Origin of the sequence: Streptomyces sp. Mut1, assembly GCF_030719295.1 — a bacterium.
In the GTDB taxonomy this organism is placed as follows: domain Bacteria; phylum Actinomycetota; class Actinomycetes; order Streptomycetales; family Streptomycetaceae; genus Streptomyces; species Streptomyces castrisilvae.
In genome coordinates this window covers 2,974,574-2,988,148 of record NZ_CP120997.1, presented here as the reverse complement: position 1 = coordinate 2,988,148, position 13,575 = coordinate 2,974,574, and the positions used below count along the sequence as shown (strand labels likewise).

The following is a 13,575-nucleotide window of genomic DNA, read 5'->3' as shown; positions in this document are numbered from 1 at the left end:
GCTTCGTCGCCTTCACTTCAGACGTCTGTGAGACGGAGGCGACGACCGCCCCACACGAACGAGTGGCGGGCCGCCCATTCCCACAGCGAGCACTTGTATACGCGGCGTAGTCTCTTCGCGAAATGGCACCGGCCTCACAGCGCTTGGTAGAGCGCCATGAGGCCGAAACCTTCCCGACGGTGCGTCAACACCCCGGGAACGGAACAGTCTCGGAGGACTGAACATGCCCATTGTGGCACGCCCATGCCTGCCTGGATCTGCTGCGATCGTGGTGGCGAAGTACGCACGAGTTTCCACCGCCGAGCAACTCGACGGCTTCGGCCTCGAAGACCAGAACCGGATTTCCGACGGCTGGCTCGCCCGGCACCCGGAGGCCACGGTTTACGACGAGTACGTGGACGAGGCTGCGTCCGGTGCGCTGGAGAGCCGCCCCGAGATGGACCGCCTCGTCCTCGACGCACGTCTACGGCGCTTCAACCGCATCCTTGTCCCGGCAGTGGACCGAATCGGCCGCACGGCACGTGCCGCGTATCAGTGGGCCTGGGACATGGCAGACCTGGGTGCCCACTTCCTCTCGGTCAGTGAGGACATCGACACCAGCACGGAGTCCGGGTGGTCCCGGTTCATGCGGCACGTCACTCTTTCCGAGATGGAGTGGCGACGGATCAGGTCTACATCGGCTCCGGGAGGGGCGAGCAAACGCGCGCCTACTGCTGCAAGGGCTTGGCCAGGAACGGCGACTCCTGCCGAGAGCCGTACTTCGACGCGGAGGAGATCGAGGGTGCCGTCTGGGCCGAACTGGCAGTCCTCATGAAAGACAAGGACCAACTGCGGGCGATGACAGCCGCTTGTCTCAGCAGCCCGCAGGGGGACAAAGAGAAGTACGAGAGGCGAGTCGTCGATCTTGCCGACAGCATCGCGATGCGGGAGGACCTCATTCACCTGCCGACCCGACGGACGAGGAGTGGGAGGCGGTTCTGGCGATGCTGCGCGGGTTCTTCTCCGAGAAGTCGAAGAAGCACTTCATCTCGAAGTACGACATTCGCCAGTAATTCTCCGGCATGCTTCACAGGTTGCGCCACTGCTTGTCATGGGTCGAGATGCCGCTCACCTGGGGCCCCATCAACCCCATGAGAGAGCGCCAGCTGTTCTGGTGGAAGCGGGGCGCCTGGCCGCAGATCATGACTCTTCTGGGAGCGGACCGGCAAGGTGTGGAGGCATGCCGGCATCCGACGCTGCCGCAGCTCACTGTCACCGTTCAACCGCGAGGCGGCATGCGGGCGCAGGCGGGGAGTGAGGCCCTCAGTGCCGGGAGGACGCCTTGACGCGGCGGCTTCGGCGCTTCCTCTTGGCTGCCGAACGGGGCATGCGCGAATCAACGAAGATGACACTCTGTCAACTCTGTGACTTTCGCGTGATCTCTGCTGCATCGACTTGTGACTCACGTTCGAGTCCCGCTAGGTTCACCGTTCGACTCACCAGTCGCTTGTCAGTCACACGGAAGGCATCTCCCATGGGCTCCGCGAACGGCAGACACCGTCGCCCTCGTCAGGCACCCGCCATCGTCGTCGCCGCAGGCGTGACCGGCTCGGCCATCGCCATCCCGCTGCTCGGCGCGGCGGGCGCGCACGCGGCGGAGGCGTCGACCTGGGACCGGGTGGCCGAGTGCGAGAGCGGCGGCATGTGGAGTGCCGACCTCGGCAACGGCTCCTACGGCGGGTTGCAGTTCTCGCCGGAGCTCTGGAAGGCGTACGGCGGTGAGTCCTACGCCGAGCGCGCGGACCTCGCCAGCCGGTCGCAGCAGATCGCCGTGGCCGAGAAGGTCCTGGCCGCCAAGGGGCCGCAGGCGTGGCCCAGCTGTGCGGTCGTCTCCGGGCTCACGAAGGACTCGGGCCCGGCTGACACCGGCCCGGGGGCCACGCCCTCCGACAGCCCCTCCCGGAGCGCGGACGCGGGGCTGGACGCCGGTCTGGGCGCCGACCCGGCCGACGACGCGTCCTCGGGGGCGTCCCGCACGCCCTCGGCCTCGGCCTCGGGTGACGCGACCGGCGGGGCCACGGGTGACGCCGCGGACAAGAGCGCGGGCAAGAAGGACGGCAAGGCGGATGGCGGGCAGGACGGCAAGGGGGGCGCCGGGGCGTCCACCTCCCCGTCGGCCGACCCGTCCGGCGCGCCGTCCGCCGACCCCTCCGCCTCCGCCGACCCGTCCACCGCCCCCTCCACCGACCCGTCCGGCTCCTCGGACGGTGCGAGGGAGACGGGCGGCAAGCACCGGGGCACCCCGGCGCCCGACGACACGGCCGAGGCGGACAGCGGCCGCGACACGGGCCGGCACGCCTCGCGGGGTGACGGTGAGGCACGCGACACCGGAGCGCGGGAAGCTGACGGCACGTACACCGTCCGGCCCGGCGACAACCTGTGGGCGATCGCCGAGGCGCAGGAGCTGCCCGGCGGCTGGACCGGGCTGTACGAGGCGAACAAGGACGAGGTCGGCTCCGACCCGGACCTCATCCTGCCCGGCCAGAACCTTGACCTGGGGCTTGACGCCCAGTGACCACGGTCCGATGAACAGCTGAAGACACCCCGATTTTTGGGGGGTTTAAGAGGCCCATGTCCCACTTTTGACCAAGTGAGACATGGGTCTCTTTGCGTGAACTCACGCATCTTGTCCGGGAGGTCCCTCCGCATCCGTTCCGACCTGCGTAAATGAGGGTTCATCGGATGCTCATACGGGATGATTATCCGGTATGTCCATCTTTGAATATGAGGGTTACGTGTGATTACGGTCAGAACCGCTCGCACCGCGGGCCCCGTCGACCGTCACGCCGAATCCTGCCGTCGGTCGAAGGGAACAGACGCGTAAAGCGCCGTAGGCAGGAGCGGGGGACCCAGGTAAGCGCTGGGCCGGATCGTCGGGAGACGATCAGGACCGGCTAGGGGTGAAGTCGCGCCAGAGGCGCGGCCGGGCAACTCACTTGGCCCGAACCCGACAGCTCACCTCGCAGGCGTCGGTGAGGAGAAGTCTCGATGCTGCTCAACAGCAAGGGCAACAAGCACCGTCGCCCGTCCAAGCTCGTCCGGATCGCCTCGCTCGTCGGTGTCACCGGTGCCGCCGTCGCCGTGCCGCTGATGGGCGCGACCGGCGCCTCCGCCGCCTCCGTCGCCACGTGGGACGCCGTCGCCCAGTGCGAGTCCGGTGGCAACTGGTCCATCAACACCGGCAACGGCTACTACGGCGGCCTGCAGTTCTCCCAGTCCAGCTGGGCCGCCGCCGGCGGTACCCAGTACGCGCCCCGCGCCGACCTGGCCACCAAGGCCCAGCAGATCGCCACCGCCGAGAAGCTCCTCGCCATCCAGGGTCCGGGCGCCTGGTCCTGCGCCGGTGCCGGCAACCTGAGCAACGACGGCGTCGACCCGGGCGTCGACACCGGCTCCGGTGCCGCCAAGACCGAGACCGCTCCGAAGCAGGAGTCCGCGCCGGTCCAGAAGTCCGAGCCGAAGAAGACCGAGCGCACCGAGGCGCCCGCCACCAACCGCTCGGACCGCTCGGACACGCCGAAGAAGGCCGAGCGGAAGACCGTCACCACCCCGGCCGGCGGGAAGGTCGAGAAGGGCGACGGCGAGTACAAGGTCGTCGCCGGCGACTCCCTGAGCGAGATCGCCGCCGACCACGGGGTCGAGGGCGGCTGGGAGAAGCTGTTCGAGCTGAACAAGGACATCGTCGAGGACGCCGACCTGATCTACCCGGGTCAGCAGCTCCACCTGACGAAGTAGTCGCGGTCCCTCCTCGCTGACCGCTCAGGCCGCCCCGGCCCGGCGCGCACCTTCCCCCCGTGCGTGCCGGGCCGGGGCATGCCGCTTTTTGTGGTCCGGGCGGGGTGTGATCGTTCAACTGTTGTAGTTACTGGCCAGTAAATATCTGGCGCTATGTCCGGCTGTGCCCGCCCTTGGGTCCTTTTTCGTCCCAGGGTCCGGGCGCCCGGCCGACGCGGACGGCCGGGCCGGTTAGGCTCTTGTCGCAAGGCCGAAGAGACCAAGAGGCCCTGCACCATCAGCGTCATATCCCAGAAGGAGATGCCACGTGCCGTCCATCGACGTCGTCGTAGCCCGGGAAATCCTCGACTCCCGGGGCAACCCCACGGTCGAGGTCGAGGTTGGCCTCGACGACGGCAGCACGGGTCGTGCTGCTGTTCCGTCCGGCGCCTCCACCGGTGCGTTCGAGGCCATTGAGCTTCGCGACGGCGACCCCAACCGCTACCAGGGCAAGGGCGTCGAGAAGGCCGTCCTCGCCGTGATCGAGCAGATCGGCCCGGAGCTCGTCGGCTACGACGCCACCGAGCAGCGCCTCATCGACCAGGCGATGTTCGACCTGGACGCCACGGAGAACAAGGGCTCGCTCGGCGCCAACGCCATCCTCGGTGTCTCCCTCGCCGTCGCGCACGCCGCCTCCGAGGCCTCCGACCTGCCGCTGTTCCGCTACCTCGGTGGCCCGAACGCGCACCTGCTGCCCGTTCCGATGATGAACATCCTCAACGGTGGGTCGCACGCCGACTCCAACGTGGACATCCAGGAGTTCATGATCGCGCCGATCGGCGCCGAGTCCTTCTCCGAGGCCCTGCGCTGGGGCGCCGAGGTCTACCACACGCTGAAGAAGGTCCTGAAGACCAAGGGCCTGTCCACCGGCCTCGGCGACGAGGGCGGCTTCGCGCCGAACCTGGAGTCCAACCGCGCCGCCCTCGACCTCATCGTCGAGGCCATCAAGGAGGCCGGTTACACCCCGGGCAAGGACATCGGGCTCGCGCTCGACGTGGCCGCCTCGGAGTTCTACAAGGACGGCAAGTACGAGTTCGAGGGCAAGTCCCGCTCGGCCGCCGAGATGACCGAGTACTACGAGGAGCTCGTCTCCGCGTACCCGCTGGTCTCCATCGAGGACCCGCTGTACGAGGACGACTGGGCCGGCTGGAAGGTCATCACCGACAAGCTCGGCGCCAAGGTGCAGATCGTCGGCGACGACCTCTTCGTCACCAACCCGGAGCGCCTGGCCCGCGGCATCGAGGAGGGCTCCGCCAACGCCCTGCTCGTCAAGGTCAACCAGATCGGTTCGCTGACCGAGACCCTGGACGCCGTCGAGCTGGCCCAGCGCAACGGCTTCAAGTGCATGATGTCCCACCGCTCCGGCGAGACCGAGGACGTCACCATCGCCGACCTCGCGGTCGCCGTGAACTGCGGCCAGATCAAGACCGGCGCCCCGGCCCGTTCGGACCGCGTCGCCAAGTACAACCAGCTGCTGCGCATCGAGGAGATCCTCGACGACGCCGCGGTGTACGCGGGCCGCTCGGCGTTCCCGCGCTTCAAGGGCTGACACCTCCGCCCGGCCGCCGCGCCCGAGGGCGCCGGCGGCCCGGCGGGGTCAAGTGCCCCGGCCTCCGTCCGTCCCCGCACTCGGTCCCGTACCGTGTGCGGGGACGGACGTGCGTAATGGGGAGGCGGAGACATGGCCGCGAAGGACCGGGACCGGTTCTCCACCGCGACCCGGCTGCGGCTGCTCGGGGAGCAGACCGCCGCCCGCGTCTACCGGTCGCAGAACCGCCGGCAGGCCCGCCGCTCCCGGCTCACCGGCCGGGCCGCCTTCCTGGCCCTGATCGTCTGCTCGCTGATCGTCGCCCTCGCGTATCCGATGCGCCAGTACGTGTCGCAGCGCGACGAGATCTCCGACCAGCGGCGGCTGGCGCGGGAGGCCGAGACACGTACCGAGGAGCTGCGCGACGAGAAGGCGCGGCTCCAGGACGACGCGTACATCAAGCGGCTGGCCCGTGAGCACCTGCACTACCTTCTTCCCGGGGAGACCGGCTACACAGTGGTCGACCCCGACGCGGTCAAGGAGCGCAACGGGCAGCCGGACGAGTCCGGCGGGCCGTGGCACTCCAACCTCTGGGACGGCGTCGACAGCGCCGACCGCGGCTGACGGCCGTCCCCACCCCCGTACCTCTGCAGAACCCGCGGTTCGAGCAGTCCGATCAGAACGCTAGGCAGGCATGGAAACGCCCCCTCCCCAGACCGAGCCCACCGTCCCCACCGAGGCGGACATCGCCGCCTTCCAGCAGCAGCTGGGGCGCCCGCCGCGCGGGCTGCGGGCCATCGCGCACCGCTGTCCCTGCGGTAATCCGGACGTGGTCGAGACGCAGCCCCGGCTGGAGGACGGTACGCCGTTCCCGACGACGTACTACCTGACGTGCCCGCGCGCGGCGTCCGCGATCGGCACGCTGGAGGCGAACGGGGTCATGAAGGAGATGACCGAGCGCCTCGGTCAGGACCCCGAGCTGGCGGCGGCCTACCGGGCCGCGCACGAGGACTACCTCGCGCGGCGCGACGCCATCGAGGTGCTGGAGGGCTTCCCGAGCGCGGGCGGCATGCCGGACCGGGTGAAGTGCCTGCACGTGCTCGTCGGGCACTCGCTGGCCGCGGGTCCGGGTGTGAACCCGCTGGGGGACGAGGCGATCGCGATGCTTCCGGAGTGGTGGCGCAAGGGGCCGTGCGTGGCGCCGTGCGGCGAGCAGGGCACGGACGAGGGCTGAGGGCGAAGACATGACGCGTGTGGCCGCCATCGACTGCGGTACGAACTCGATCCGTCTGCTGGTCGCGGACGCCGACCCGGCCACGGGGGAGCTCGTCGAGTTCGCCCGGCGGATGGAGATCGTGCGGCTGGGGCAGGGCGTCGACCGGACGGGGCGGCTCGCCCCCGAGGCGCTGGAGCGTACGTTCGCGGCCTGCCGTCGGTACGCGGCGGTGATCGAGGAGCACGGCGCCGAGAAGGTCCGCTTCGTCGCCACCTCCGCCTCCCGGGACGCGGAGAACCGGGACGACTTCGTGCGCGGGGTGCTGGACATCCTGGGCGTGGAGCCCGAGGTGATCACCGGTGACCAGGAGGCGGCGTTCTCGTTCGACGGGGCGACCAAGGAGCTGACGGGCCGCGACGACCTGGCGAAGCCGTACCTGGTGGTGGACATCGGCGGCGGGTCCACCGAGTTCGTCGTGGGCGACGACCGGGTGCGGGCCGCCCGGTCCGTGGACATCGGCTGTGTCCGGATGACCGAGCGCCACCTCGTGCGGGACGGCGTCGTCGCCGACCCGCCCCCGGCCGAGGGCGCCGAGGCGATCCGCGCGGACGTCGCGGCGGCCCTGGACCTGGCCGGGGAGAGCGTCCCGATCACCTCGGCGGCCACGCTCGTCGGCCTCGCCGGGACGGTCACCACGGTGGCCGCCATCGCGCTGGACCTCAAGGAGTACGACTCCGAGGCGATCCACCACTCCCGGGTCTCCCTGGAGCAGGTCCGGGAGATCACCGCGCGGCTGCTGGCCTCGACCCACGCGGAGCGCGCCGCGATCGGCGCGATGCATCCGGGCCGGGTCGATGTGATCGCGTCCGGGGCGCTGATCCTCCAGGCCGTGATGGAGCGGACCGGGGCGCGCGAGGTCGTCGTCAGCGAGCACGACATCCTCGACGGAATCGCCTGGTCGCTGGCCTGAGCGGCAGCCCGAGAAGCGCTCATACGTCATCCCGCCCGCCCCTTTGAGTGGGCGGGATGTGCCTGGTGAGGCCCCTTTCGGGCCGCCTCGCGACGAACTTCGTGAACTTCTTCACAAGAGATTGGCCGCCCTGGGCCGGAGTTCTGCTCCGGACGGGTGACGGTGAGGGTGAGCGGGGTCACTCGGGGCCCGTGGGGGAGTGTTCCGGGCGGGTTACGGCCGTGTGGACCGGGAGCGGCACGCCTCCGGGTGCGGGGCTCAAGGGCCAGCTCACAGCTGGTGAACAACGTTCACCGCGGGCACCGGGTTCCCGGCCGTGGCCATGACCTGGGTCACGTGGGCGGCGAACTATAGCAGAGGGTGGCAAGAACCTTGTGAAGGGGCTCACGAGCATGCCCCCCGAACGGGGTGGATACTCGATGGCATGAGCACCACGGAGCGTCCCAGGATCCTCGTAGTAGGCGGTGGGTACGTAGGCCTGTACGCAGCTCGGCGCATCCTCAAGAAGATGCGCTACGGCGAGGCGACCGTCACGGTCGTCGACCCCCGGTCGTACATGACCTACCAGCCCTTCCTCCCCGAAGCTGCTGCCGGCAGCATCTCGCCTCGGCATGTCGTCGTCCCGCTGCGACGCGTGCTGCCCAAGGCCGAGGTTCTCACCGGCCGTGTCACCACCATTGACCAGGACCGCAAGGTCGCCACGGTCGCGCCGCTCGTCGGCGAGGCCTACGAGCTGCCCTTCGACTACCTGGTCATCGCGCTCGGCGCGGTCTCCCGTACCTTCCCGATCCCCGGCCTCGCCGAGCAGGGCATCGGCATGAAGGGCATCGAGGAGGCCATCGGCCTGCGCAACCACGTCCTCGAACAGCTGGACAAGGCCGACTCGACGACCGACGAGGACGTCCGCCGCCGGGCCCTCACCTTCGTCTTCGTGGGCGGCGGGTTCGCCGGTGCGGAGACCATCGGCGAGGTCGAGGACATGGCCCGCGACGCGGCGAAGTACTACACGAACGTGAAGCGCGAGGACATGCGCTTCGTCCTCGTCGACGCCGCCGACAAGATCCTTCCCGAGGTCGGCCCGAAGCTGGGCACCTGGGGCCGGGAGCACCTGGAGTCCCGTGGTGTCGAGGTCTTCCTCTCGACCTCCATGGACTCCTGCGTCGACGGTCACGTGGTGCTGAAGAACGGCCTGGAGGTCGACTCCAACACCATCGTGTGGACGGCCGGCGTGAAGCCGAACCCGGCGCTGGCCCGCTTCGGCCTGCCGCTCGGCCCCCGCGGTCACGTGGACACCACCGAGAAGCTCCAGGTGCAGGGCACCGACTACATCTGGGCCGCGGGCGACAACGCCCAGGTCCCGGACATGGTCGGCCGCAAGGCCGGCAACCCGAACGCCTGGTGCCCGCCGAACGCCCAGCACGCGCTGCGCCAGGCCAAGGTCCTCGGTGACAACGTCATCTCCGGGATGCGCGGCTTCCCGCAGGGCGACTACAGCCACGCCAACAAGGGCGCGGTCGCCGGCCTCGGCCTGCACAAGGGCGTGGCGATGATCGTCATGGGCAAGATGAAGATCAAGCTCAAGGGCCGCCTCGCCTGGTACATGCACCGTGGCTACCACGGTCTGGCGATGCCGACCTGGAACCGCAAGATCCGGATCTTCGCCGACTGGACGCTGGCGATGTTCCTCAAGCGCGAGGTCGTCTCGCTCGGCGCCATGGAGACTCCGCGCGAGGAGTTCTACGAGGCCGCCAAGCCGGCCCCCGCGCCGGCCGCCGCCAAGCCGGTGGGCGAGAAGGCCAAGGCCTCCTAGTCCGCACAGGGCCGTAGCGGCCGCAGTACGACGCCCGAAGGGGCCGTCCGCCATCCGTGGTGCGGACGGCCCCTTCGGCGTATCCGGGTACGACAAGGCGGCACGGGGTACCGGGGCGTGGGGGCCGGACCCCCGGCGGATGCATGTGACGTGCATGTATTTTGCCGTTCCCTTGCCCGGTAGCGGGATGGCCGGGCCGCCGGAAACTGTTGTGGGGGATGTGCCACGCCGTGGTGCCCAGGGCACCGGGGCGTGGCCCGAGACATGTGTGGGCATGTCTGGGCACGTTGGGAAACACCGTCACGGAGGTGTGCGCCATGGCAGACGCCGCATCGCGGCTGACCGCTCTCGCCCAGGAGTTGCTGGGACAACCCCTACCGGTCCGCGTCCGGGCCTGGGACGGCAGCGAATCCGGACCGCCCGGAGCCCCCGTCCTCGTCATCAGGAACCGCCGGGCCCTTCGCCGCCTGCTGTGGAAGCCGGGGGAACTCGGCCTGGCCCGCGCCTGGGTGGCCGGCGACCTCGACATCGAGGGCGATCTGTACGAGGCGCTGGACGTGATGGCCGGTCTGATCTGGGAGCGCGACGCCGAGGCCGGCGGCGGCGTACGCGCCCTGCGCGACCCGAGGCTGCGGGCGGCCGGCAAGGAACTGCTGCGGCTGGCCGGCCCCGGGCTGCCGCCCACGCCGCCGCCCGAGGAGGTCCGCCGCCGCAGCGGCGCCCTGCACACCAAGCGCCGTGACAGGGCTGCCATCAGCCACCACTACGACGTGGGCAACGACTTCTACGAACTGGTCCTGGGACCTTCCATGGTCTACTCCTGCGCCTACTGGGAGGACGGCGGAACCCTGGAGAGCGCGCAGCGCGACAAGCTCGACCTGGTCTGCCGCAAGCTCGCGCTGAAGGAGGGCGACCGGCTGCTGGACGTGGGCTGCGGCTGGGGCTCCATGGCCATCCACGCCGCCCGCGAGTACGGCGCCCGCGTCACCGGGGTGACCCTCTCCACCGAACAGGCCGCCTACGCCAGGAAGCGCATCGCCGACGAGGGCCTCACCGACCGCGTCGAGATCCGCGTCCAGGACTACCGGGACGTCCGCGACGGCCCGTACGACGCGATCTCGTCCATCGGCATGGCCGAGCACGTCGGCTCGGTGCGCTACCGCGAGTACGCCGACGACCTCTACGCGCTCCTCAAGCCCGGCGGGCGCCTCCTCAACCACCAGATCGGGCGGCGCCCCGAGAAGGACGAGACCGCGTACGAGATCGACGAGTTCATCGACGCCTACGTCTTCCCGGACGGTGAGCTGGCCCCGGTCGGCCGGACCCTCGCCATCCTGGAGGAGGCCGGCTTCGAGGCCCGGGACGTCGAGGCGCTGCGGGAGCACTACGCGCTGACCCTGCGCCGCTGGGTCGCCAACCTGGAGCAGGGCTGGGGGAGCGCGCTGAAGATGGTCTCGCCGGGCCGGGCGAGGGTCTGGCGGCTCTACATGGCCGCCTCCGCGCTCTCCTTCGAACGCAACAAGATCGGCGTCAACCAGATCCTGGCGGTGCGCCCGCAGGAGGGCGGCTCCTCCCGGATGCCGCTGCGGGCCCGCGCCTGGAAGGCCGACGCGACGGGCTGACGTACGACGGAGGGGGCCGGTGTCCGCGGTCGCGGAACACCGGCCCCCTCCTCACACGGGCGTGGCTACTCGGTCTTGATGGCCGTCAGCATGTTCAGCTTGGCGGCGCTGCGGGCCGGCCACAGGGCGGCCAGCACCCCCACCACTCCGGCCAGCAGCAGGAACACCGCGATCCGGCCCCACGGCACGACCAGCACGTAGTCCGGGATGCTCGTGGACACGGACTGCCCGATCGCCCAGCCGAGGAACATGCCGAGCCCGATGCCGACGACCGCGCCGAAGAGCGAGATCACCACGGCCTCCAGCCGGATCATGCGCTTCACCTTGCGCCGGTCCAGGCCGATCGCCCGCAGCATGCCGATCTCCTGCTGACGTTCGAACACCGACATGGCCAGGGTGTTGACGACCCCGAGCACCGCGATGATCAGCGCCATGGCGAGCAGCCCGTACATGATGTTCATCGCGAGGTTGACGCCGCCGCCGAACATGTCCCGGATGTCCTGGCGGTCCATGATGCTCATGCCGGGGTTGTCGCCCAGCGCGTCCACCAGCGCCTGTTCGTGGGCCGCGCTCGCGCCGCCGTCCGTCTTCACCCAGATCTCGCGGATGTCCGGCAGGCCCTCGTGCGGGGCGACGGTCGCGCGGGGGATGAGGACCGGCGAGAGGAACTCGTTGTCCTTGTAGAGGGCGACGATCTTCAGCTCGCCCTTCTTCTTGTCGTCGTACGTGGCGGAGACGGTGTCCCCGGTCTTCCAGCCGCGCGACTTCGCGGTCTTCTCGGCGACGGCGATCTCGCCCTCGGCCAGCGAGTCCACCGAGCCCGCGACGGTGTCGACGGTCAGCACCTTCTGCACGTCGCCCGGGGTGATGCCGGAGGCCGAGACGCTCTTGCCGTCGACGGTGAACCAGACGGACTGCTGGGGGGAGACGGCGGTGACGCCGTCGGCCTTCTCCAGGGCGGTCAGCGCCGACTCGTCGAGCGCGTCGCCGCTCGCCATCGAGATCATGTAGTCGGCCTTGATGTTGTCCGTCGTCGCCTTGTCGACCGCCCGGCCGAGGGTGACGCCGAGCACCGAGATGCCGGTGACCAGGGTCAGGCCGATCGCCAGCGCGGAGGCGGTGGCGCCGGTGCGCCGGGGGTTGCGGACGGCGTTCTGCGCGGCCAGCTTGCCGGAGACCCCGAACAGCCGCAGCAGCAGCGGGCGCACCAGGGCGATCACCGGGCGGGACAGCAGCGGGATGAGGATGATGACGCCGATCAGTGCCAGGAACGCGCCGCCGGCGATGAGCATCCGCCCGTTGCTGCCGGCCTTGGCCGCGCCGCCGAGGATTCCCGCGGCGCCGATCAGCGTGATGAGGGAGCCGATGGTGTTGCGCAGGATCAGGGACTTGACCGTGGCCACGGCGTACGCGCTGTTCATCGCGGCGACCGGGGGGATCTTCGCGGCCCGGCGGGCGGGCAGCCAGGCGGCCAGCACGGTGATCAGGACGCCGACGGTGAAGGCGGCGATGATGGTGGTCGGGCCGACCACGAGCGGACCGGCCGGGATCTTGCCGCCGAACAGGCCCATCGCCGAGCGCAGCCCGACGGCGAGTCCGAGGCCCAGCGCGAAGCCGATGACGGAGGCGATGAGGCCGACCACGGCGGCCTCCAGGAGCACCGAGCGCTTGACCTGCCGGCGCGAGGCACCGACGGCCCGCATCAGGGCCAGCTCCTTGGTGCGCTGGGCGACCAGCATGGTGAAGGTGTTGGCGATCAGGAAGATGCCGACGAAGAGGGCGATACCCGCGAAGGACAGGAGCAGCCAGTTGATGCCGCTGAGGCTGCGCTCGATCTCCTCGGCCTGTTCGTCCGCGCGCACCTTGCCGGTCTGGGCCTCGGCGTCCTCGGGCAGCAGCGGCTTCACCGCGGCGAGCAGCTGCTGGTCGGAGGTGCCGGGCTTCGCGGCGACCGAGACGTCCTTGAACTCGCCGGGGCGCAGGAACAGCTTCTGCGCGACGGGGGTGTCGAAAAGGACCAGGCTGCCGCCCGCGTTGACCGCGCCGTCCTCGGTGGTGAAGATCCCGGACAGGGTGTATTCCTTCACCGGTCCGTTGGTGGCGACGCGCACGGTGTCGCCGACCTCGTACTCGCCCTTCTTCGCGGTTTCCCCGTCGAGGGCGATGCTGCCGGCCTCGGTGGGGCCGGAGCCGTCGGTGAAGGTGTATGCGGTGTCCTTGCCGTCCTTGCCGGGGGCGAAGTTGGAGCCGGTGTTGGACCAGCCGTTGCCGATCAGCTTGCCGTCGGGGTCGGCGACCCCGGCGAAGCCGTCGACCCGGCCGGTGGCGGTGGCCACGCCGTCCAGGGCCTGGATCTTCTTCAGGGTGGCCGCGTCGATGGCGCGGGTCTCCTCGTCGCGCTGGTCCGCGTAGGTGGTGACGGCGACGGCGATGTCGTCGTAGCTCTTCGCCGACTGGTTGCGGAAGGCGTTGCCGAGGGTGTCGGTGAAGACCAGGGTGCCGGAGACGAAGGCCACGCCGAGCATCACGGCGAGGATCGTCATCAGCAGCCTGGCCTTGTGCGCGAGCACATTGCGCAGGGCGGTACGGAACATGTCTGTCAGTCCTGGGAGGGAA

Annotated in this window: 11 protein-coding genes and 1 riboswitch; of the genes, 9 read left to right on the top strand and 2 right to left on the bottom strand. The window is 69.9% G+C overall.

Translation table 11 applies throughout. The annotated features are described in order from the left end of the window. The first annotated feature begins 268 nt into the window (after nucleotides 1-268). Entirely contained in the window at nucleotides 269-814 is a 546-nt protein-coding gene (locus P8A18_RS12725; RefSeq protein ID WP_306054264.1) for a recombinase family protein, read from the top strand. Between the two features lie 120 nt (nucleotides 815-934). Here the strand turns inward: P8A18_RS12725 and P8A18_RS12720 are convergent, their stop codons facing one another. Further along, a complete protein-coding gene (locus P8A18_RS12720; RefSeq protein WP_306054262.1) occupies nucleotides 935-1,063 on the bottom strand; it encodes a hypothetical protein in 129 nt (42 codons plus the stop codon). 450 nt (nucleotides 1,064-1,513) lie between these two features. Here P8A18_RS12720 and P8A18_RS12715 point away from each other — a divergent pair, with 450 nt between their 5' ends. From P8A18_RS12715 to P8A18_RS12680, 8 genes are all read left to right on the top strand, one after another. Beyond that, complete coding sequence (locus P8A18_RS12715; protein WP_306054260.1) at nucleotides 1,514-2,554, top strand: transglycosylase family protein; 1,041 nt, start codon at nucleotides 1,514-1,516, stop codon at nucleotides 2,552-2,554. A gap of 301 nt (nucleotides 2,555-2,855) precedes the next feature. Continuing rightward, nucleotides 2,856-3,023: riboswitch (cyclic di-AMP (ydaO/yuaA leader) on the top strand. Nucleotides 3,024-3,027: 4 nt separating this feature from the next. Continuing rightward, nucleotides 3,028-3,774, top strand: a complete 747-nt coding sequence (locus P8A18_RS12710) for a transglycosylase family protein (RefSeq protein ID WP_306054258.1) — start codon at nucleotides 3,028-3,030, stop codon at nucleotides 3,772-3,774. Between the two features lie 307 nt (nucleotides 3,775-4,081). Further along, entirely contained in the window at nucleotides 4,082-5,362 is a 1,281-nt protein-coding gene (gene eno / locus P8A18_RS12705; RefSeq protein ID WP_306054256.1) for a phosphopyruvate hydratase, read from the top strand. Nucleotides 5,363-5,494: 132 nt separating this feature from the next. Beyond that, the gene (locus tag P8A18_RS12700; protein ID WP_306054254.1) at nucleotides 5,495-5,965 is read left to right on the top strand and encodes an FtsB family cell division protein; all 471 of its coding nucleotides are present in this window, start codon (nucleotides 5,495-5,497) and stop codon (nucleotides 5,963-5,965) included. 70 nt (nucleotides 5,966-6,035) lie between these two features. Next, on the top strand, nucleotides 6,036-6,575 hold the full coding sequence (locus P8A18_RS12695; RefSeq protein ID WP_306054253.1) for a DUF501 domain-containing protein: 540 nt from the start codon (nucleotides 6,036-6,038) through the stop codon (nucleotides 6,573-6,575). A gap of 10 nt (nucleotides 6,576-6,585) precedes the next feature. Continuing rightward, entirely contained in the window at nucleotides 6,586-7,527 is a 942-nt protein-coding gene (locus P8A18_RS12690; RefSeq protein ID WP_306054251.1) for a Ppx/GppA phosphatase family protein, read from the top strand. A gap of 424 nt (nucleotides 7,528-7,951) precedes the next feature. Next, nucleotides 7,952-9,337 (top strand): NAD(P)/FAD-dependent oxidoreductase, encoded by a 1,386-nt coding sequence (locus P8A18_RS12685; protein ID WP_306054249.1) that lies wholly within the window; start codon nucleotides 7,952-7,954, stop codon nucleotides 9,335-9,337. Nucleotides 9,338-9,654: 317 nt separating this feature from the next. Further along, nucleotides 9,655-10,959, top strand: a complete 1,305-nt coding sequence (locus P8A18_RS12680; protein ID WP_306054247.1) for a class I SAM-dependent methyltransferase — start codon at nucleotides 9,655-9,657, stop codon at nucleotides 10,957-10,959. Nucleotides 10,960-11,024: 65 nt separating this feature from the next. On the opposite strand, the gene P8A18_RS12675 is transcribed toward P8A18_RS12680, so the two are convergent. Further along, a complete protein-coding gene (locus P8A18_RS12675) occupies nucleotides 11,025-13,553 on the bottom strand; it encodes an ABC transporter permease (RefSeq protein WP_306054244.1) in 2,529 nt (842 codons plus the stop codon). Between the last annotated feature and the right edge of the window lie 22 nt (nucleotides 13,554-13,575).